The sequence below is a fragment of the Streptomyces sp. MA5143a genome (assembly GCF_900290235.1).
In the GTDB taxonomy this organism is placed as follows: domain Bacteria; phylum Actinomycetota; class Actinomycetes; order Streptomycetales; family Streptomycetaceae; genus Streptomyces.
In genome coordinates this window covers 80607-102428 of record NZ_OLMK01000017.1, presented here as the reverse complement: position 1 = coordinate 102428, position 21822 = coordinate 80607, and the positions used below count along the sequence as shown (strand labels likewise).

General features: G+C 69.9%; 13 protein-coding genes. 9 read left to right on the top strand and 4 right to left on the bottom strand.

What is annotated here, in order from left to right; translation table 11 throughout:
• Positions 1 to 3 precede the first annotated feature (3 nt).
• Positions 4 to 672 carry a DUF3105 domain-containing protein gene (locus SMA5143A_RS08960; RefSeq protein WP_107462366.1) on the bottom strand — a complete coding sequence of 223 codons (669 nt, stop codon included), beginning with the start codon at positions 670 to 672 and terminating at the stop codon, positions 4 to 6.
• 417 nt (positions 673 to 1089) lie between these two features.
• Here SMA5143A_RS08960 and SMA5143A_RS08955 point away from each other — a divergent pair, with 417 nt between their 5' ends.
• The 3 genes from SMA5143A_RS08955 (at position 1090) to SMA5143A_RS08945 (ending at position 6228) form a co-directional block, all read left to right on the top strand.
• The gene (locus tag SMA5143A_RS08955) at positions 1090 to 2451 is read left to right on the top strand and encodes a glutamine synthetase family protein (RefSeq protein WP_099963987.1); all 1362 of its coding nucleotides are present in this window, start codon (positions 1090 to 1092) and stop codon (positions 2449 to 2451) included.
• 159 nt (positions 2452 to 2610) lie between these two features.
• Positions 2611 to 3105, top strand: a complete 495-nt coding sequence (locus tag SMA5143A_RS08950) for a hypothetical protein (RefSeq protein ID WP_107462365.1) — start codon at positions 2611 to 2613, stop codon at positions 3103 to 3105.
• A gap of 120 nt (positions 3106 to 3225) precedes the next feature.
• On the top strand, positions 3226 to 6228 hold the full coding sequence (locus SMA5143A_RS08945; RefSeq protein WP_107462364.1) for a bifunctional [glutamine synthetase] adenylyltransferase/[glutamine synthetase]-adenylyl-L-tyrosine phosphorylase: 3003 nt from the start codon (positions 3226 to 3228) through the stop codon (positions 6226 to 6228).
• Between the two features lie 88 nt (positions 6229 to 6316).
• Here the strand turns inward: SMA5143A_RS08945 and SMA5143A_RS08940 are convergent, their stop codons facing one another.
• Together SMA5143A_RS08940 and SMA5143A_RS08935 are read right to left on the bottom strand one after the other, a co-directional pair.
• Complete coding sequence (locus SMA5143A_RS08940) at positions 6317 to 7180, bottom strand: phosphatase PAP2 family protein (RefSeq protein ID WP_107462363.1); 864 nt, start codon at positions 7178 to 7180, stop codon at positions 6317 to 6319.
• 132 nt (positions 7181 to 7312) lie between these two features.
• The gene (locus SMA5143A_RS08935) at positions 7313 to 8347 is read right to left on the bottom strand and encodes a LacI family DNA-binding transcriptional regulator (RefSeq protein WP_306790882.1); all 1035 of its coding nucleotides are present in this window, start codon (positions 8345 to 8347) and stop codon (positions 7313 to 7315) included.
• Between the two features lie 462 nt (positions 8348 to 8809).
• Between SMA5143A_RS08935 and SMA5143A_RS08930 the strand changes: the two genes are divergently transcribed.
• The 4 genes from SMA5143A_RS08930 to SMA5143A_RS08915 all read left to right on the top strand — a co-directional run bounded on the left by SMA5143A_RS08930 (position 8810) and on the right by SMA5143A_RS08915 (position 13999).
• Positions 8810 to 10081, top strand: coding sequence for an extracellular solute-binding protein (locus tag SMA5143A_RS08930; protein ID WP_107462362.1), 1272 nt, complete (start codon positions 8810 to 8812; stop codon positions 10079 to 10081).
• 134 nt (positions 10082 to 10215) lie between these two features.
• Complete coding sequence (locus SMA5143A_RS08925; protein WP_107462361.1) at positions 10216 to 11220, top strand: carbohydrate ABC transporter permease; 1005 nt, start codon at positions 10216 to 10218, stop codon at positions 11218 to 11220.
• A gap of 13 nt (positions 11221 to 11233) precedes the next feature.
• Positions 11234 to 12145, top strand: coding sequence for a sugar ABC transporter permease (locus SMA5143A_RS08920; protein WP_107462360.1), 912 nt, complete (start codon positions 11234 to 11236; stop codon positions 12143 to 12145).
• A gap of 171 nt (positions 12146 to 12316) precedes the next feature.
• On the top strand, positions 12317 to 13999 hold the full coding sequence (locus tag SMA5143A_RS08915; protein WP_181361794.1) for a glycoside hydrolase family 13 protein: 1683 nt from the start codon (positions 12317 to 12319) through the stop codon (positions 13997 to 13999).
• Positions 14000 to 14094: 95 nt separating this feature from the next.
• On the opposite strand, the gene SMA5143A_RS08910 is transcribed toward SMA5143A_RS08915, so the two are convergent.
• Positions 14095 to 14499 carry a hypothetical protein gene (locus tag SMA5143A_RS08910; protein WP_107462359.1) on the bottom strand — a complete coding sequence of 135 codons (405 nt, stop codon included), beginning with the start codon at positions 14497 to 14499 and terminating at the stop codon, positions 14095 to 14097.
• Between the two features lie 298 nt (positions 14500 to 14797).
• Between SMA5143A_RS08910 and SMA5143A_RS08905 the strand changes: the two genes are divergently transcribed.
• A complete protein-coding gene (locus SMA5143A_RS08905; protein WP_107462358.1) occupies positions 14798 to 16180 on the top strand; it encodes an alpha-amylase in 1383 nt (460 codons plus the stop codon).
• 157 nt (positions 16181 to 16337) lie between these two features.
• Positions 16338 to 21764, top strand: a complete 5427-nt coding sequence (gene pulA, locus SMA5143A_RS08900) for a pullulanase-type alpha-1,6-glucosidase (RefSeq protein WP_107462357.1) — start codon at positions 16338 to 16340, stop codon at positions 21762 to 21764.
• Positions 21765 to 21822 lie beyond the last annotated feature (58 nt).

The window sequence follows — 21822 nt, the reverse complement described above, 5'->3', positions numbered from 1 at the left end:
TCGTCAGGAAATGCCGTTGGTGCAGGCGGCACCCGGCTCGGGCGTCTGTTCCCCCTGGACGAACTTCTGGAAGAACTTGTCCACGTTCGGGTCGGTGGCGCTGGTCACCGTGCGCTGGTGCCCCCAGGCGCTGAGCATGATCGGGTCCTTCTGGTCCTCGACCGGGCTCATCAGCGTGTACGGGGTCTTCTTGACCTTCGCCGCGAGCGCCTTGACGTCCGCCTCGGAGGCCTTGTCGTTGTACGTCACCCAGACCGCGCCGTGCTCCAGGGAGTGCACGGCGTTCTCGTTCTTGACGGCCTTGTCGTAGACGTCGCCGTTGCAGTTCTGCCAGACAGGGTTGTGGTCGCCGCCGACCGGGGGCGTCATCGGGTAGGTCACCGACTTGGTGACGTGGTTCTGGGTGAGCTTGGTGCTCCACGTCTTGACGCCGTCCGCGTCCGTCGTGAACTTGCCCTTGCCCTTGGCGTCGCTCGCCGTGCTGCTGCTGTCGCTGTTGTTGTCCGCCTGCGAGCGGATCAGGACCGTGCCGCCGACGACGAGGCCGGCGACTATCACCACGCTGGCGCCGATCACGAGGATCCGGTTCCGGCGCTCACGGGAGCGCTCGGCACGGCGCATCTCCTCGATGCGCGCCTTGCGCGCCGCGCTGCTGGTGTTCTTGGCGGCCATGGGTTGAGTCCTTAGTGGGGGATGAGGCGGATGGGACAGTAGGACCAGCTGATCGTAATTTGATGGGCTCCCTCTCGTAAACGAGGGATCCCGCCTCCCCCATGGTCGCGCGCGGGGCGGGAGAGGCGCGCGGTGATGACCAGGGCGTTACGGACGGGTACGGCCGCGGCCGTATACCGGACGCCGTGGGCGTTACGCGGGGGCGCGCGAGCAGGCAAGATGGGCAGCGGAGCGGTTGAGCGGTGCCGCGCGCGGTACATCTGCCGTACGCCTGCCGTTCAGCCCGTGGTCGGTCCGCCGATCAAGGTGCGCAACACGCGTGAAATGGTGTTGTGGTGGGATGCTCAGACGCCCGACCGCATCCCGTCGCTCGGGAGCAGGACGGCCTGACCAGCAAGGAATGGGTGGAAGCGGAAGATGGACAAGCAGCAGGAGTTCGTGCTCCGTACCTTGGAGGAGCGCGACATCCGTTTCGTACGCCTGTGGTTCACGGACGTGCTGGGCTTCCTGAAGTCCGTGGCCGTGGCCCCTGCCGAGCTGGAACAGGCGTTTGACGAGGGCATCGGCTTCGACGGCTCCGCCATCGAGGGCTTCGCCCGGGTGTACGAGTCCGACATGATCGCCAAGCCGGACCCGTCGACGTTCCAGGTCCTGCCGTGGCGCGCGGAGGCCCCGGGTACGGCCCGGATGTTCTGCGACATCCTGATGCCGGACGGCTCCCCGTCCTTCGCCGACCCGCGCTACGTCCTCAAGCGCGCCCTGGCCAAGGCCTCCGACCTGGGGTTCACCTTCTACACGCACCCCGAGATCGAGTTCTTCCTGCTGAAGGACAAGCCGCTCGACGGCTCCCGCCCCACCCCGGCCGACAACTCGGGCTACTTCGACCACACCCCCCAGAACGTCGGCATGGACTTCCGCCGCCAGGCGATCACCATGCTGGAGTCGATGGGCATCTCGGTCGAGTTCTCCCACCACGAGGGCGCCCCCGGCCAGCAGGAGATCGACCTGCGCTACGCCGACGCGCTGTCGACGGCCGACAACATCATGACGTTCCGCCTGGTCATGAAGCAGGTGGCACTGGAGCAGGGCGTCCAGGCGACCTTCATGCCGAAGCCGTTCTCGGAGCACCCCGGCTCGGGCATGCACACGCACCTCTCCCTCTTCGAGGGCGACCGGAACGCGTTCTACGAGTCCGGCGCGGAGTACCAGCTGTCGAAGGTGGGCCGCTCCTTCATCGCGGGCCTGCTCAAGCACGCGGCCGAGATCTCCGCGGTGACGAACCAGTGGGTGAACTCCTACAAGCGCATCTGGGGCGGCACCGAGCGCACCGCGGGCGCCGGTGGCGAGGCCCCCTCGTACATCTGCTGGGGCCACAACAACCGCTCGGCCCTGGTCCGGGTCCCCATGTACAAGCCCGGCAAGACGGGCTCGGCACGCGTCGAGGTCCGCTCCCTGGACTCGGGCGCGAACCCGTATCTTGCGTACGCGCTCCTGCTGGCCGCCGGCCTCAAGGGCATCGAGGAGGGCTACGAGCTCCCGCCGGGCGCCGAGGACGACGTCTGGGCCCTCTCCGACGCGGAGCGCCGCGCGATGGGCATCGAGCCGCTCCCGCAGAACCTCGGCGAGGCCCTGGCCCTCATGGAGCGCAGCGACCTCGTCGCGGAAACCCTCGGCGAGCATGTCTTCGACTTCTTCCTGCGCAACAAGAAGCAGGAGTGGGAGGAGTACCGCTCCGAGGTCACCGCGTTCGAGCTGCGGAAGAACCTGCCGGTGCTGTAGGCGCAGGTCAGAGCGGTTTTCCGCCGTAGCGACGAGTGGGGCCGACGGTCGTGGACCGTCGGCCCCATGGCGTGCGTCACGTGCCATGTGCCGCGAGGTTGCGTCATGATGTGCTCATGACCGCGTACCTCGATGTGCCCACCGCCCACCGAAAGGCCGATGCCGCGTAACCGGCCCGGCGCACTGCGCGCGGCACGGCGCGTACGACACCGTCCGTTCAGGTGGGACACGCCTTCACCCGACCGCATCCACGGGCTCTCGGCCCGCACCAGCCTCGCCGTCCACCGGTTCGAGGCCCTGTCGAACCATTGCGACGTCTTCCCCGGCGTCACCGACCGCGCGCTCCGGCGCTACCGGGCGTTCCTCGCGCCTCCCGGCCGCCGGCCCCGCTATCCCTCCCTGGAGGAGTGCGGGTGCCGCGGCTGCTCGCTCAGGGACGTGCGGCACGCCCGTGACGTCCTCGGCGCCGTTCTGCGCGGCCTGCCGCTGCGGCCCCGCACCGAGCTGGGGCGCCTGGTCGCCGCCCTCGACGCGGGCTACCTGGACCGCACCCTCCCCGACCCCTTCGCCGACGTACGCCGGCAGTGGCGCCCCGACGTGTGGTGGTACCGCCGCCTCGAAGGCTGCCGGTACGCCGCGACGGGGGCCGTCTGATGCACGCGGCCGCGACCGTCCTACCGGGCAGGCCCGGCGTCAGCCCTCCGGTACTCCGGTTAGGCTCGGGCCGTACGACCTTGATCCTTGATCGGGCTCGATCGATACGGGAGGCCGGGGATGACGGCGCCGGGGCGCAGGAGCAGCACGTTCTCGCGACTGCTGCGGCACGGTTTCACGGATCCCTCGGCGGCCGAGCGGCTGCTGGAGGGTACGGAGCTGGCGGCCGTACGCAGTGATCCGGTGCTGCTGGACGCGCTGGGGGCGACCGCCGATCCGGACCTCGCGCTCGCGGGGCTCGTCCGGCTGCTGGAGGGGCAGCCGGACCACACGGACCGGCGCAAGGTGCTGGACACGCTGACCGCGGCGAAGCCCCTGCGGGACCGGCTGCTGGGTGTGCTCGGCGCGTCCGCCGCGCTGGGCGAGCACCTCGCACGGCACCCGCACGACTGGCAGGCGCTCGTCACCTACGAACCGCAGGACCTGCATCCGGGGGTCGAGGAGTTCGAACGCGGCCTCGCCGAGGCCACCGACCCCGTCTCCCTCCGGGTCGCCTACCGCCGCTGTCTGCTGTCGATCGCCGCCCGTGACGTGTGCGGCACCACCGATGTCGCCCAGGCCGCCGCCGAACTCGCCGACCTCGCCACCGCCACCCTCCGCGCGGCCCTCGCCATGGCGAGCGCGGCCGCGCCCGAGGACGCGGCGCTGTGCCGGCTCGCGGTGATCGCGATGGGCAAGTGCGGCGGCCACGAGCTGAACTACGTCTCCGACGTCGACGTCATCTTCGTCGGGGAGACCGCGGACGGCGCCGACGAGCAGGCAGCCGTCCGCGCGGCCACCCGGCTCGCCTCGCACATGATGCGGATCTGCTCCGAGACGACCGTCGAGGGCAGCATCTGGCCCGTCGACGCCAATCTGCGGCCGGAGGGCCGCAACGGCCCGCTCGTACGGACGCTCAGCAGCCACCTCGCCTACTACCAGCGGTGGGCGAAGACCTGGGAGTTCCAGGCCCTGCTGAAGGCCCGCCCGGTGGCGGGGGACCTCGACCTGGGGGAGCAGTACGTCGCCGCGCTCGAACCCCTCGTGTGGAAGGCCGCCGAGCGGGAGAACTTCGTCGCCGACGTACAGCGCATGCGTCGCCGGGTCGTCGAGAACATCCCGGCCGCCGAGATCGACCGCCAGCTGAAGCTGGGACCGGGCGGCCTGCGGGACGTCGAGTTCGCCGTGCAGCTGCTCCAGCTGGTCCACGGGCGCGCCGACACCTCGCTGCGCAGCGGCACCACCCTCGACGCGCTGGGCGCCCTCGCCGCCGGCGGATACGTGGGCCGCGTCGACGCCGCCCAGCTCGACGCCGCCTACCGCTTCCTGCGCTCCATGGAGCACCGCATCCAGCTCTACCGGCTGCGCCGCACCCATCTCGTCCCCGAGGGCGAGAACGACCTGCGGCGCATCGGGCGCTCGCTGGGCCTGCGCACCGAGCCGGTCGCCGACCTGAACCGCGAGTGGCGGCGCCACGCGGCCGTCGTACGGCGACTGCACGAGAAGCTGTTCTACCGCCCGCTCCTCGACGCCGTCGCCCAACTCGCGCCCGGCGAGGCCCGGCTGAGCGCCGACGCGGCCCGCGAACGGCTCGTCGCCCTCGGCTACGCCGACCCGGCCTCCGCCCTGCGCCACCTGGAGGCCCTGGCCTCCGGCGTCACCCGCAAGGCCGCCATCCAACGCACCCTCCTGCCCGTCCTGCTGGGCTGGTTCGCCGACTCCGCCGACCCGGACGCCGGACTCCTCAACTTCCGCAAGGTCTCCGACGCCCTCGGCAAGACCCCCTGGTATCTGCGGTTGTTGCGCGACGAGGGCGCCGCCGCCGAGAACCTCGCCCGGGTCCTGTCCGCCGGGCGCCTCGCCCCCGACCTCCTCATGCGCGCCCCCGAGGCCGTCGCCCTCCTCGGCGACGGGGACGGCGGCGCCGGCGGCCTCGAACCCCGCGGCCGCGCCCACCTCGAACAGGAGATCCTCGCCGCCGTCCGCCGCGCCGACGGCGCCGCCCAGGGCGTCACGGCCGCACGCGGCGTACGGCGCCGCGAACTCTTCCGTACGGCCGCCGCGGACATCGTCGGCTCCTACGGCACCGAGGCGTCCCCGGCCACCGCCGACCAGGGCGCGCTGGTCGACCTGGTCGGCGGCGCGATCTCCGACCTCACCGCGGCGACCCTCGCGGGCACCCTGCGCGCCGTCGTTCGCGAGGGCTGGGGCGACACCCTGCCCACCCGGTTCGCCGTCATCGGCATGGGCCGCTTCGGCGGCCACGAACTGGGCTACGGCTCCGACGCCGACGTCCTGTTCGTCCACGAGCCGAGGGAGGGCGCCGACGAGCAGGAGGCGGCCCGCGCCGCGAACACGGTCGTCGCCGAGATGCGCCGCCTGCTCCAGCTCCCCAGCGCCGACCCGCCGCTCCTCATCGACGCCGACCTGCGCCCCGAGGGCAAGTCGGGGCCCCTCGTACGGACCCTGAAGTCCTACGAGGCGTACTACCGCCGGTGGTCCCTGGTCTGGGAGTCCCACGCCCTGCTGCGGGCCGAGCCGGTCGCCGGGGACGAGGACCTCGGCCGCCGCTTCGGCGACCTGGTCGACCCGCTCCGCTACCCGGCGGACGGACTCGCGGAGGACGCGGTCCGCGAGATCCGCCGGCTCAAGGCCCGGATGGAGTCGGAGCGGCTGCCGCGCGGCGCCGACCCGACCCTCCACACCAAGCTCGGCCGCGGCGGTCTCTCCGACGTCGAGTGGACCGTCCAGCTCCTCCAGCTCCGCCACGGGCGGCGCGAGGCGGGCCTGCGCACGACCCGTACGCGGGCCGCGCTGGGCGCGGCGCGGGAGGCCGGCCTCGTCACGGACGAGGAGGCGGCGACCCTCGACGAGGCGTGGGTCCTCGCGACGCGGGTCCGCAACGCGGTCATGCTGGTGCGGGGGAGGGCCGGCGACACGTTCCCCTCCGACAGCCGTGAGGTGGCCGCGGTGGGGCGTTACCTGGGCTATGGGCCGGGTCATGTGGGGGACATGCTCGACGACTACCGGAGGACCACGCGGCGGGCTCGGGCAGTCGTGGAGGACTTGTTCTACGGGACGTGACCGGCCGGGAGTAACAAGTATCACCGGTGGCCGCAACCGGGACTGAGAAGGGCTTCGGAACGCCTCGCGGGGGCGCGAGCGTCGCGCGCTACGCCTTCACCGGCGCCATCATGCGGCCCCCGTCGCCCGCGGTCACCTGGCGCGGCAGCGCGTACGGCATCGATCCGTACCAGAGCCGTGCCACCGCGTAGCCGAAGGCCAGGCAGAGCATCCCGCCGACCGCGTCCAGCCAGAAGTGGTTGGCGGTCGCGACGATGACCACGAGCGTCAGCGTGGGGTACAGCAGGCCCAGCACCCGAACCCACGGCACCGAGGCCAGCGCGAAGATCGTCAGGCCGCACCACAGGGACCAGCCGATGTGCATGGAGGGCATGGCCGCGTACTGGTTGGACATGTTCTTCAGGTCGCCGGACGCCATGGAGCCCCAGGTCTGGTGCACCACGACCGTGTCGATGAAGTTCTCGCCGGTCATCAGGCGCGGCGGGGCCAGCGGGTAGAAGTAGTAGCCGACCAGGGCCACCGCCGTCGTCGCGAACAGCACCAGACGCGTCGCCGCGTACCGACCGGGATGACTACGGTAGAGCCACACCAGGACACCGAGCGTGACCACGAAGTGCAGCGTCGCGTAGTAGTAGTTCATGCCGACGATCAGCCATGTGACCGAGTTCACCGCATGGTTGATCGTCTGCTCGACGGCGATCCCCAGGTGATGCTCGACCGACCAGATCCAGTCGGCGTTGGTGAGGGCCTGGGCCTTCTGCTCCGGGACCGCGTTGCGGATCAGCGAGTACGTCCAGTAGCTCACCGCGATCAGCAGGATCTCGAACCAGACACGCGGGCGGCGCGGAGCCCTCAGTCGGTGCAGACGCCCTTGCTCCGGCGCGTCCGTGACGGACCGCGGAGCGGCCTGCTCCCGGCCTTCCTCCAGTGTCGTCACGGTCGTTTCACCCATGGGCACAGAGTCTGCCAGATAAGCCATCCCCCACCGATCATCCTCTGGTCGGGTTCTCTCCGCACGTTCTCCGGGGTACCACCAGGGGTCGCCTCATACGCACGTATTGTCCCCACCCCCGTTCTCTCCGCCTTAAGTACGACTGCGATCCCCGGGCGCCGAAGCGGTCGACCCCCGCACCACCAGCTCCGGCATGAACACGAACTCACTGTGGGGCGCCGGAGTCCCGCCGATCTCCTCCAGCAACGTGCGCACCGCCGCCTGCCCCATCGCGGGGACCGGCTTGCGGATCGTCGTCAGCGGCGGGTCGGTGAAGGCGATCAGCGGGGAGTCGTCGAAGCCGACCACCGAGACGTCCCGGGGGACCTCCAGGCCCCGCTGCCGGGCCGCCCGGATCGCGCCCAGCGCCATCATGTCGCTCGCGCACACCACCGCCGTGCAGTCCCGGTCGATCAGCGCCGTCGCCGCCGCCTGACCGCCCTCCAGCGTGTAGAGGGAGTGCTGGACCAGCTCGGTCTCGATGGCCGCGGCGTCCAGGCCCAACTGCTCCTGCATCGTGCGGACGAACCCCTCGATCTTGCGCTGCACGGGCACGAACCGCTTGGGGCCCAGGGCCAGCCCGATACGGGTGTGGCCCAGCGACGCCAGATGCGTCACCGCGAGACTCATCGCCGCACGGTCGTCCGGTGAGATGAAAGGCGCCTGCACCTTGGGGGAGAACCCGTCGACGAGCACGAACGGCACACCCTGCGCCCGCAGTTGCTCATAGCGCTGCATGTCCGCGGAGGTGTCCGCGTGCAGCCCGGAGACGAAGATGATGCCGGCGACACCGCGGTCGACGAGCATCTCCGTCAGCTCGTCCTCCGTGGATCCGCCGGGAGTCTGGGTGGCGAGGACCGGGGTGTAACCCTGCCGGGTCAGTGCCTGCCCGATGACCTGGGCCAGCGCCGGGAATATCGGATTCTCCAGCTCCGGGGTTATGAGGCCCACCAGACCCGCGCTGCGCTGCCGCAGCCGTACCGGCCGCTCGTAGCCCAGGACGTCGAGGGCGGCCAGGACGGACTGGCGAGTGGTCGCGGCGACGCCCGGCTTCCCGTTCAGGACGCGGCTGACAGTCGCCTCGCTGACCCCCGCCTGGGTTGCGATGTCGGCAAGCCGTGTGGTCACAGGACCGGACTGTACCGGCCGGGCATCCGCTTGCCCACCGGCCCGGCGTCGGGTGCGGGCGGGGGTGCGGCCCACTGCGGGCTGCTGCGTCATCGCGGTCCCTCGTGATTCTGGTCGGTGTCCGTGGGGGCGCCCCTGCGCGTAGAGATGGATTTCGCAAGAGCTGACGGGCTGATGATTCCCGTCCCTGCCCCGGTGTGGCAAGAGCTTGCAGAGTCTTTCACGACCACCCACACCCTCCTTGATCGGCCCCGATGCCGGGTAGCGGGGCAGTTGAGCGCAGGTCACGACGGAGTAACCATCACCGCTTCTTGCATCTTTTTGCAGCAAGGTCTTTCGTCCGGCTTACATCGCTGTTACGTTCGGCCACGCCCGGCGGCGGCAACGGCGTGCCGGCACTCGGAGGAAGCGGCGGACGGGGCCCTTCTCCCAGCACACGGGCTTAACCCTCAAGGAGATCTCATGCGGCGTGGCATAGCGGCCACCGCGCTGGTGGCGTCCCTCGCCCTCGCGGCGACGGCCTGCGGCGGAAGTGACAGCGGCGACTCGGCCGGCGGTCCGGTCACCATCACCTGGTGGGACACGTCCAACGCCACCAATGAGGCACCGACGTACAAGGCCTTGGTCAAGGAGTTCGAGGCCGCCAACAAGGACATCAAGGTCAAGTACGTCAACGTGCCCTTCGACCAGGCGCAGAACAAGTTCGACACCGCCGCCGGTTCCAAGGGCGCCCCGGACATCCTGCGCTCCGAGGTCGGCTGGACGCCCGCCTTCGCCAAGAAGGGCTTCTTCCTGCCCCTGGACGGCACCGAGGCCCTCGCGGACCAGGACAAGTTCCAGCCCAACCTGATCAAGCAGGCCCAGTACGACGGCAAGACCTACGGCGTCCCGTTCGTCACCGACACCCTCGCGCTGGTCTACAACAAGGAGCTCTACGAGAAGGCCGGCATCAAGGAGGCCCCCAAGAGCTGGGCCGACCTGAAGAAGGCCGCCGCCACCATCAAGAGCAAGACCGGCGTCGACGGCTACTGGGGCTCCACCCAGGCGTACTACGCCCAGTCCTTCCTCTACGGCGAGGGCGCCGACACCGTCGACGTCGCCGCCAAGAAGATCACGGTCAAGTCCCCCGCGGCCGTGAAGGGCTACGAGACCTGGCTGAGCCTGTTCGACGGCAAGGGCCTGCACAAGGCGGACACCACCGCCGACGCCTACGCCCACATCCAGGACGCCTTCGTCAACGGCAAGGTCGCCTCGATCATCCAGGGCCCGTGGGAGATCACGAACTTCTACAAGGGCGCCGCGTTCAAGGACAAGGCCAACCTGGGCATCGCCACCGTCCCGGCCGGCTCCAGCGGCAAGGCCGGCGCCCCGACCGGCGGCCACAACCTCTCGGTCTACGCCGGTTCCGACAAGGCGCACCAGGAGGCCTCGCTGAAGTTCGTGAAGTTCATGACCTCGGCGAAGTCCCAGGAGACCATCGCCCTGAAGAACTCCACGCTGCCCACGCGTGACGACGCCTACACCACCGAGGTCAAGGCCGACCCGGGCATCGCCGGCTACCAGACGGTCCTCGCCGCCGCCCAGCCGCGTCCCGAGCTGCCCGAGTACAGCTCGCTGTGGGGCCCGCTCGACACCGAGCTGCTCGCCATCGCCGGGGGCAAGAAGTCCCTGGACAAGGGTCTGAGCAGCGCGGAGACCTCGATCGCCAAGCTGGTCCCGGACTACAGCAAGTGACCCCGTGTGGCCGCCGCGTCCGACCGACCTGTCGGGGGACGGACGCGGCGGCCACCCGGCCCGCGTACCAGCCGGAACCGGCCCGTGTACCGGCCGGCCCGATCTTCCAGTGATCTTCCAGAAGGTGTCGAACGATGACAGTCGCCATCGACCGAGCGACCGGCAAGCGCCGCGGTGAGCAGGGCGGGCGCCCGGGTCCGCTGTCGCGTCTGAAGCACGCCTACCAGCGCCACTGGTACGCCTACGCGATGATCGCCCCGGTGGTCGTCGTGCTCGGTGTCCTCGTGGTGTATCCGCTGGTCCGCGGCTTCTACCTCACGCTCACCAACGCCAACAGCCTCAATTCGGCGCGCACGATCGGCGTCAACCACATCGAGGCGACCTACGAGTTCATCGGCTTCGACAACTACGCCGACATCCTGTGGGGCCCGACCGCGTACGACCGCTTCTGGTCGCACTTCATCTGGACGATCGTCTGGACGGCGCTCTGCGTCACCCTGCACTACGTCATCGGCCTCGGTCTCGCGCTGCTGCTCAACCAGAAGCTGCGCGGCCGCACCTTCTACCGGCTGATCCTGGTCCTGCCCTGGGCGGTGCCCACCTTCGTCACCGTGTTCGGCTGGCGGTTCATGCTCGCCGACGGCGGCATCATCAACGCCGCCCTCGAAGCCCTGCACCTGCCGGCCCCGCTGTGGCTGGAGGACACCTTCTGGCAGCGGTTCGCCGCGATCATGGTGAACACCTGGTGCGGTGTGCCGTTCATGATGGTCTCGCTGCTCGGCGGCCTCCAGTCCATCGACGCCTCCCTGTACGAGGCCGCCGAGATGGACGGCGCGAGCGCCTGGCAGCGCTTCCGGTACGTCACCCTGCCGGGTCTGCGCTCGGTCAGCTCCACCGTCGTCCTGCTCGGGGTGATCTGGACCTTCAACCAGTTCGCCGTCATCTTCCTGCTGTTCGGCGACACCGCGCCCGAGGCGCAGATCCTCGTGACCTGGGCGTACTACCTCGGCTTCGGACAGCAGCCGCGTGACTTCGCGCAGTCGGCGGCCTACGGCATCCTGCTGCTGGCCATCCTGATCGTCTTCACCTCCGTCTACCGCCGCTGGCTGAACCGCGATGAGCAGCAGCTCGCGATCTGAGGCAGGAGCCCCCATGAGCACCACGACCGTCAAGACCACGGCTGCGGCGGACCCCTCGCCCGCGCCGACCGCCACCCCGCGCCCCCCGCGCGGGCGTGGTGAGCGCGGCCTCGCCGGCTCCCTCACCTCGCACGCCGTCCTCATCGTGGCGAGCCTGGTCGCGCTCTTCCCGATCGCCTGGCTGGTCTTCCTCTCCCTCGGCCCGGACAAGGACGACTATCTGCACCCCGGTCGCATCCCGGGCAAGATGACGTTCGACAACTACACGTTCGTGCTCCAGAAGACGGGGTTCTTCGACTGGCTGGTCAGCACCCTCGTCGTGTCGCTCGGCACGACCGTCATCGGTGTGCTGATCTCCGCGACCACCGGCTACGCGGTCTCCCGCATGCGGTTCCCGGGTTACCGCAAGTTCATGTGGGTGCTCCTGGTGACCCAGATGTTCCCGGTTGCCGTACTGATGGTGCCGATGTACGAGATCCTGTCGGAACTCCAGCTCATCGACAGCTACCTTGGTCTCATCCTCGTCTACTGCTCGACGGCCGTGCCGTACTGCGCCTGGCTGCTGAAGGGGTACTTCGACACGATCCCGTTCGAGATCGACGAGGCCGGACGCGTCGACGGGCTGACCCCCTTCGGCACGTTCGCGCGGCTCATCCTGCCGCTCGCCAAGCCCGGGCTGGCGGTGGCCGCGTTCTACAGCTTCATCACCGCGTTCGGGGAGGTCGCCTTTGCCTCGACGTTCATGCTGTCGGACACGAAGTACACCTTCGCGGTCGGCCTGCAGAGCTTCGTCAGTGAGCACGACGCCCAGCAGAACCTCATGTTCGCCACGGCGGTCCTCGTCGCGCTCCCCGTCTCCGCGTTCTTCTACCTCGTGCAGAAGAACCTGGTCACGGGTCTGACCGCCGGTGGCACCAAGGGCTGAGCCCGCCACCTCGAAGACTCCCGTACGCCTTGCCGTACGGGTGGCGGCCGCGGTGCCCTCCCCCAAGCTCTCCGAGCAGGGGGGACCCCCAGACCCCGCTGTCACCGCGGCCGCCTCGTCGACCGATCCGAGACTCCGATGCCCCGCACTCCCTTACGTACCAAGGACGTCATGAGCCAGCACTCCGCCATCGACCCGGCCGACAACTCCGCGCTCGCCACGGTCGCCTCCCGCCGCGACTGGTGGCGGGACGCGGTGATCTACCAGGTCTACCCGCGCAGCTTCGCCGACAGCAACGGCGACGGCATGGGCGACCTGGAGGGCGTGCGCTCCCGCCTGCCCTACCTGCGTGACCTCGGTGTGGACGCCGTCTGGCTGTCCCCCTTCTACGCCTCCCCGCAGGCCGACGCCGGGTACGACGTCGCCGACTACCGCGCCGTCGACCCCATGTTCGGCAATCTGCTGGACGCCGACGCGCTCATCCGCGGCGCCCACGACCTGGGCCTGCGGGTCATCGTCGACCTCGTCCCCAACCACTCCTCCGACCAGCACGAATGGTTCAAGCGTGCGGTGGCGGAGGGCCCCGGCTCGCCGCTGCGCGACCGCTACCACTTCCGCCCCGGCAAGGGCGAGAACGGCGAGCTCCCGCCGAACGACTGGGAGTCGATCTTCGGCGGTCCGGCCTGGACGCGGGTGACGGAGCCCGACGGCACGCCGGGGGAGTGGTACCTGCACCTGTTCGCGCCCGAGCAGCCCGACTTCAACTGGGAGCACCCGGCCGTCGGCGACGAGTTCCGCTCCATCCTGCGCTTCTGGCTCGACATGGGCGTCGACGGCTTCCGCATCGACGTGGCGCACGGCCTGGTGAAGGCCGAGGGCCTGCCCGACCTCGGCTCCCACGAGCAGCTGAAACTGCTGGGCAACGATGTCATGCCGTTCTTCGACCAGGACGGTGTGCACGCCGTCTACCGCGAGTGGCGTCTGGTGCTCGACGAGTACGCCGGGGAGCGAATCTTCGTCGCCGAAGCCTGGACGCCTACCGTCGAGCGCACGGCGAACTACGTCCGCCCGGACGAGCTGCACCAGGCGTTCAACTTCCAGTACCTGTCGACGGAATGGGACGCGGCCGAGCTGAAGGTCGTCATCGACCGCACCCTGGACGCGATGCGCCCGGTGGGCGCGCCCGCCACCTGGGTGCTGTCCAACCACGACGTGACCCGCCACGCCACCCGCTTCGCCAACGCGCCGGGCCTCGGCACGCAGATCCGCCTCGCCGGCGACCGCGAGCTGGGCCTCAGGCGCGCCCGGGCGGCGACGCTGCTGATGCTGGCGCTGCCCGGCTCGGCCTACGTCTACCAGGGCGAGGAGCTGGGCCTGCCGGACGTCGTCGACCTGCCCGACGAGGTGCGCCAGGACCCCGCCTACTTCCGTGGCGCCGGCCAGGACGGCTTCCGTGACGGCTGCCGGGTGCCGATCCCGTGGACCCGCACCGGGTCCTCGTACGGCTTCGGCGCGGGCGGCTCGTGGCTGCCGCAGCCCGCCGAGTGGGGCGACCTGAGCGTCGAGGCGCAGACGGGCGTCGAGGGTTCCACCCTGGAGCTGTACCGCACCGCGCTCGCCGTCCGCCGTGAGCAGCCCCACCTCGGCGCGGGCGACTCCGTCGAGTGGCTGAAGGCCCCCGAGGGCGTCCTCGCCTTCCGCCGGGGCGACTTCGTGTGCGTCGCCAACACCACGGGCGAGTCGGTCACGATCCCCGCGTACGGTCGGGTCCTGGTCGCCAGTGGCGAGCCGACCGTCGCCGGGGACGAGGCGAAGCTGCCGGCGGACACCACCGTGTGGTGGACGACGGCCTGACCGGTACGACCACCGCGGTCCACACGCGCGACGGCTGAGGCCCGCCGCCCCGGAAGGGGGCGGCGGGCCTCAGCCGTCGTCCGCGGGCGCCGCCGTCACGCCATGACCCGGCCGCCGCCCCCCTTCGCGGCGGCGATCAGCGCCGAGGCGGTGGCCGTCGCGGCGAGGCTTCCCAGCATGACCATGCCCACGCCGATGACGAAGAGGCCGCTCGCGTCGTCCGACCAGTCGTAGAACGCGGCGACGGTCAGCCCCGCCGTGGTCCCGGCCACCGCGCCCACGAAGTACCGGTGCGACGCCGCCCAGTACACCGCCGCGAACAGGGTCAGCACCAGCCCGATCACCTGCCACGCCGCATAGGGTCCGGTCGTCGAACCGTCGGGGTGCACATCGGGCTGCTGGTCCCAGCCCAGCCAGGCGGCCCACATCGCCGATGACGCCACCGCCAGCACGAGAACCATCAACGGCTGGGCGGCGAAGTTGCTCTGTCGTCGAGTCATGCCGTCAGCGTCCCGGCCGCGCGGCACCGCCCGACAGAGCGCACCTACTCAGTTCGCCCCGAGTACCTGTGCTGAGCGCCCCCGCCCTTCCTCAACCCCGGTGCCTGTGAAGACATTTCGCGGCGGTGAAGAACGTGTGTCGGGAGGGTTGACCGTTCCGTGAACTGGCTCGTACCTTCTGGGCGGTTGAAAGTTTTCAGCCATCTTGCAGCAAGAATCGGCAACGGATCTTGCGCGCACCGGCTCCCTGACTCCCCTTCGGAGCCCCCAGGACCCCTTCAACGGAGAAGGACCCCACATGGCCAGCAGAACCCTCTCCGGCGTACTCGCCCTCGTGGCGGGCGCGTCCCTCGCGCTGACCGTCCCCACGGGCGGCGCGTACGCCTCCCCTCCCGGCGCGAAGGACGTCACCGCCGTCCTCTTCGAGTGGACATTCGCCTCGGTGGCCAAGGAGTGCACCACCACTCTCGGCCCCAACGGCTATGGATACGTCCAGGTCTCGCCGCCCGCCGAGCACATACAGGGCTCGCAGTGGTGGACGTCGTACCAGCCCGTGAGCTACCGCATCGCGGGCCGCCTCGGTGACGCCACCGCCTTCAGGAACATGGTCGACACGTGTCATGCGGCCGGTGTGAAGGTCGTCGTCGACACGGTCGTCAACCACATGGCGGCGGGCAGCGGCACCGGCACCGGCGGCTCGTCGTACACGAAGTACACCTACCCCGGTCTGTACTCCTCGTTCGACTTCGACAACTGCACCGCGCAGATCACGAACTACCAGGACCGCGCCAACGTCCAGAACTGCGAACTCGTCGGCCTCGCCGACCTGGACACCGGCGAGGACTACGTCCGCTCGGCCATCGCCGGCTACATGAACACCCTGCTCGGCTACGGCGTCGACGGCTTCCGCGTCGACGCGGCCAAGCACATCCCGGCCGCCGACCTGGCCGCCATCAAGTCACGGCTGACCAACCCGTCGGTCTACTGGAAGCAGGAGGCCATCTACGGCGCCGGCGAGGCCGTCCAGCCGACCGAGTACACCGGCAACGGCGACGTCCAGGAGTTCCGCTACGCGTTCGACCTCAAGCGGGTCTTCAACAACGAGAACCTCGCCTACCTCAAGAACTACGGCGAGGGCTGGGGCTATATGAACAGCTCCGTCGCCGGTGTCTTCGTCGACAACCACGACACCGAGCGCAACGGCTCCACGCTCAGCTACAAGGACAACGCCACCTACACCCTGGCCAACGTCTTCATGCTGGCGTACCCGTACGGGGCCCCGGACATCCACTCCGGCTACGAGTTCTCCTCCACGGACGCCGGACCGCCCAACGGAGGCACCGTCAACGCCTGCTGGCAGGACGGCTGGAAGTGCCAGCACGCCTGGCCGGAGATCATGCGCATGGTGCCCTTCCGGAACGCCACGCGCGGCGAGTCCGTCACCGACTGGTGGGACAACGGGGGCGACGCGATCGCCTTCGGGCGCGGCAGCAAGGGCTTCGTGGCCATCAACCACGAGTCGGGCAGCCTGACCCGGACGTACCAGACCTCGCTCCCGGCCGGCACGTACTGCAACGTCCAGAACAACACGACGGTGTCCGTGAACGGCTCCGGTCAGTTCACCGCCACCCTCGGCTCGAACACCGCACTGGCGATCCATGCCGGTAAGTCCGGCTGTTGACCCTCTCGTGCCGAACTGAAAGCACTTACCGGTGCTTTCAAGCCTCTTGCTGAAAACCTTTCGGCGGCGATACGGTCGCGCGGGGTCGGACCCACCAGAGGGTGTTGTGCGGGACTTTCACAACGCCCCCAGAGCCGTCATCGCTAGGAGTCCCTCTGTGATACCCAGATGGCCGACGCCGTCGAGGCGCCGTACCGCCCGTGCCGAACGGGCCGCCGTGGTCGGCGCGGTCACCGTGACCGCGCTGACCGCAGCGCTCGTCCAGCCGCTCGCGGCGGGGGCCGCGGCACCGCCCCCGCCGCCGTCCGACGCGAAGCTGGCCGCCGAGCCCGCCCGCCACGACCTGACCCGCGAACAGTTCTACTTCGTCCTGCCGGATCGTTTCGCCAATGGGGACAAGTCGAACGACAAGGGCGGGCTGACCGGCTCCCGCCTCGCCACCGGGTACGACCCCACCGACAAGGGCTTCTACCAGGGCGGCGACCTCAAGGGCCTCACCCGGCGGCTCGACTACATCAAGGGCCTCGGCACCACCGCCATCTGGCTGGCCCCGATCTTCAAGAACCAGCCCGTGCAGGGCACGGGCGCCAACGCCTCGGCCGGCTACCACGGCTACTGGATCACCGACTTCACCAAGGTCGACCCGCACTTCGGCACCAACAAGGACCTGGAGACCCTCATCTCCAAGGCCCACGCCAAGGGCATGAAGGTCTTCTTCGACGTCATCACCAACCACACGGCGGACGTCGTCGACTACGAGCAGAAGTCCTACGACTACCTCTCCAAGGGCGCCTTCCCCTACCTCACCAAGGACGGGAGGCCCTTCGACGACGCCGACTACGCGGACGGCGCCAAGGCGTTCCCGAAGGTCGACCGGAAGTCCTTCCCCCGGACGCCCGTCGTGCCGCCGTCGAAGAAGGACCTCAAGGTCCCGGCCTGGCTCAACGACCCGACGATGTACCACAACCGGGGCGACTCCACCTGGGCCGGCGAGTCCGCCACCTACGGCGACTTCGTCGGGCTCGACGACCTGTGGACCGAGCGTCCCGAGGTCGTCGAGGGCATGGAGAAGATCTACGAGAAGTGGGTCAGGGACTTCCGCATCGACGGCTTCCGCATCGACACCGTCAAGCACGTCAACACCGAGTTCTGGACCCGGTGGGCGACCGCGCTCGACGCGTACGCGGCGAAGAAGGGCCGGGACGACTTCTTCATGTTCGGCGAGGTCTACTCCGCCGACACCTCCGTGACCTCCCCGTACGTCACCCAGGGCCGCCTCGACTCCACCCTCGACTTCCCCTTCCAGGACGCGGCCCGCTCGTACGCCTCCCAAGGCGGCAGCGCCCGCAAGCTGGCCGCCGTGTTCGGTGACGACTACAAGTACACGACCGACAAGGCCAACGCGTACGAGCAGGTCACCTTCCTCGGCAACCACGACATGGGCCGCATCGGGACCTTCCTCAAGCAGGACGACCCGAAGGCCGGCGACGCCGAGCTGCTCGCCAAGGACCGGCTCGCCAACGAGCTGATGTTCCTCAGCCGCGGCAACCCGGTCGTCTACTACGGCGACGAACAGGGCTTCACCGGCGCCGGCGGCGACAAGGACGCCCGCCAGACCCTCTTCGCCTCCAAGGTCGCCGACTACCTGGACGACGACCAGCTGGGCACCGACCGCACCCACGCCACGGACGCCTACGACACGAAGGCGCCGCTCTACCGGCGGATCAGCGCGCTCGCGGGGCTCCGCAAGGCTCACCCGGCCCTCGCCGACGGCGTCCAGACCGAGCGTTACGCGGCCGACGGCGCCGGCGTCTACGCCTTCTCCCGTACCGACGCCCGCACCGGCGTCGAGTACGTCGTTGCCTTCAACAACGCGGACGACGCCAAGTCGGCGACCTTCGCGACCGGTTCGGCGGGCATGACCTTCAAGGGCATCTACGGGACGAAGGAGCAGGTCAAGAGCGACTCCGACCGCAAGGTCACCGTCACCGTCCCGGCCGGCTCCTCCGTCGTCCTCAAGGCCGCAGGCCCGCTCGCCAAGCCCGCCGCCAAGCCGTCCCTCACGCTCAAGGCCCCGGCCGCCGGCGCCACCGGCACCGTCGAGATCGGCGCGGATGTCGACGGTGGTCAGCTCAACCGTGTCGTCTTCGCCGCCCAGACCGGCAACGGCAAGTGGAGGACGCTGGGCTCCGCCGACCACGCCCCCTACAAGGTCACCCACACCGTGGGCAAGGACGTCCCCGCCGGAACCGCCCTGCGCTACAAGGCCGTCGTGATCGACTCGGCCGGCCGCACCGCGAGCGCCACGGCGACCTCCACCACCGGCACCCCGCCCGCTCCCGAGATCCCGACCGCCTCCTCCCGCGACTACGCGATCGTCCACTACAAGCGCGCCGACGGCGACTACACCGACTGGCGGCTGTACGCCTGGGGCGACATCGCCGACGGTGAGGGCACCACCTGGCCGGAGGGGCACGACTTCGTCGGACGGGACGCCTACGGCGCCTTCGCCTACGTCAGGCTGAAGCCCGGCGCCTCGAACGTCGGCTACCTCGTCATCGACAAGGACGGCACCAAGGACGTCTCCGCCGACCGCTCCATCGACGTCACCAGGACCGGGGAGATCTGGGTCGAGCAGGGCAAGGAGGCCGTCCGCACGGAGAAGCCGGCCGGCGAGTACCCGGAGCAGGACACGTCCAAGGCCGTCCTGCACTACCACCGTGCCGACGGCACGTACGACGGCTGGGGCCTGCACGTCTGGGCCGGGGCCGCCAACCCCACCGACTGGTCCAAGCCGCTGGAGCCGGTGCGGACCGACGCGTACGGCGCCGTATTCGAGGTGCCCCTCGCCGAGGGCGCCACCAGCCTCAGCTACATCCTCCACAAGGGCGACGAGAAGGACCTCCCCTCCGACCAGTCCCTCGATCTCAAGGCGAACGGTCACGAGGTGTGGCTCCTCAGCGGCCAGGAGAAGTACCTGCTCCCGCAGCCCGCCGGGTCCGCCGCCGCCCTCGACCTGACGACCTCCAAGGCGATCTGGATCGACCGGAACACCCTCGCCTGGAACGGCGACGAGGCCGCCGCCTCCACCCAGCTGCTGTACTCCCGCACCGGCTCGATCAAGGTGAAGGACGGCGCGCTCACCAGCACCGACGAGCGCTGGCTCCGCCTCACCAAGTCGTCCCTCACCGACGCCCAGAAGGCGAAGTACCCGCACCTGAAGGCGTACACCGCCTGGACCGTCGACCCTCGTGACCGCGACCGGGTCCGCGAGGCCCTGCGCGGCCAGCTCGTCGCCTCCCAGCGGGCCGCGAACGGCGCCGTGCTCGCGGCGACGGGCGTGCAGATCGCCGGTGTGCTCGACGACCTCTACGACGGATCCGACGCCGACCTCGGCCCGACCTTCCGCGACGGCCGCCCCACCCTCGCCGTCTGGGCGCCCACCGCCCAGCAGGTCTCCCTCGACCTCGACGGCACGAAGGTGGCCATGAAGCGGAACGGCGCCACCGGCGTCTGGTCCGTCACCGGCCCGAAGTCCTGGAAGGGCAAGCCCTACCGGTACACCGTCAAGGTGTGGGCGCCCAGCGTCGGCAAGGTCGTCACCAACAAGGTCACCGACCCGTACTCCGTCGCCCTCACCACCGACTCGGAGCGCAGCCTCGTCGTCGACCTCGCCGACCGCTCCCTCGCCCCGCGCGGCTGGACGTCGTACGACAAGCCGAAGGCGGTACCGCTGAAGGACGCGCAGATCCAGGAGCTGCACATCCGCGACTTCTCGATCGCCGACAGGACGGTCCCCGCCAAGGACCAGGGCACCTACCTCGCCTTCACCGACCAGGACAGCGCCGGCTCCAGGCACCTGCGGCGGCTGGCGAAGGCCGGCACGTCGTACGTGCACCTGCTGCCCGCCTTCGACATCGCCACCATCCCCGAGAGGAAGGCCGACCAGGCGACCCCCGACTGCGACCTCGGCTCCTACGCCGCCGACTCCGAGCAGCAGCAGGAGTGCGTGACGAAGGCCGCCGCGAAGGACGCCTTCAACTGGGGCTACGACCCGTACCACTACACGGTCCCCGAGGGCTCGTACGCGACCGACCCGAACGGCACCCGGCGCACGGTCGAGTTCCGCACGATGGTGAAGTCGCTCAACGACGACGGGCTGCGGGTCGTGATGGACGTGGTCTACAACCACACCACCGCGAGCGGCCAGGCCAAGACCAGCGTCCTCGACAAGGTCGTCCCCGGCTACTACCAGCGGCTCCTCGCCGACGGCTCCGTCGCGACCAGCACCTGCTGCGCCAACACCGCGCCCGAGAACACGATGATGGGCAAGCTCGTCGTCGACTCGATCGTCACCTGGGCCAAGGAGTACAAGGTCGACGGCTTCCGCTTCGACCTCATGGGCCACCACCCCAAGGCCAACATCCTCGCCGTCCGCAAGGCCCTCGACGCGCTGACCCCCGCCAAGGACGGCGTCGACGGCAAGAAGATCATCCTGTACGGGGAGGGCTGGAACTTCGGCGAGGTCGCCGACGACGCCCGCTTCACCCAGGCCACGCAGAAGAACATGGCCGGCACCGGCATCGCCACCTTCTCCGACCGCGCCCGTGACGCCGTCCGCGGCGGCGGCCCCTTCGACGAGGACCCCGGCGTCCAGGGCTTCGCCTCCGGCCTCTACACCGAGCCCAACTCCTCCGCGGGCAACGGCACCCCGGCCGAGCAGAAGTCCCGGCTGCTGCACTACCAGGACCTCGTCAAGGTCGGCCTGAGCGGCAACCTCGCCGACTACCGGTTCACCGACACCAGCGGCAAGGAGGTCAAGGGCTCCGAGGTCGACTACAACGGCAGCGCCGCCGGCTACGCGAAGGCCCCCGGCGACGCCCTCGCCTACGTCGACGCCCACGACAACGAGTCACTGTTCGACGCGCTGGCCTTCAAACTGCCGAAGTCGACGAGCGCCGCCGACCGGTCGCGCATGCAGGTCCTCGCCATGGCCACGGCCGCCCTCTCCCAGGGCCCCTCCCTCTCCCAGGCGGGCACCGACCTGCTGCGCTCCAAGTCCCTCGACCGCAACTCCTACGACAGCGGCGACTGGTTCAACGCGATCCACTGGGACTGCCGCGACGGCAACGGCTTCGGCCGCGGCCTGCCCCCGGCCACCGACAACAAGGCCAAGTGGTCGTACGCCAAGCCCCTGCTGACCACGGTCTCCGTCGGCTGTGACCAGATCGAGGGCGCCTCGGCGGCCTACCGGGACCTGCTGCGGATCCGCTCGACGGAGGGCGACTTCTCCCTCGACACCACCGGACAGGTCCAGTCGAAGCTCTCCTTCCCGCTGTCGGGCAAGGACGAGACCCCCGGCGTGATCACCATGGAGCTCGGCGACCTCGTCGTCGTCTTCAACGCCACCCCCGAGAAGGCGAAGCAGACGGTGACGGACCTCGCCGGAACGGCCTACGCCCTGCACCCGGTGCAGGCGGAGGGCGCGGACTCTACCGTCAAGTCCGCGTCGTACGAGGCGGAATCCGGCACGTTCGCCGTTCCGGGGCGGACCGTGGCGGTATTCGCCCGCTCGGACCGGTAGGACGCTAGCTTGGGTGGTGCAGGCGGAGAGGGCCTGCACCACCCGAGCCTCAGGGACG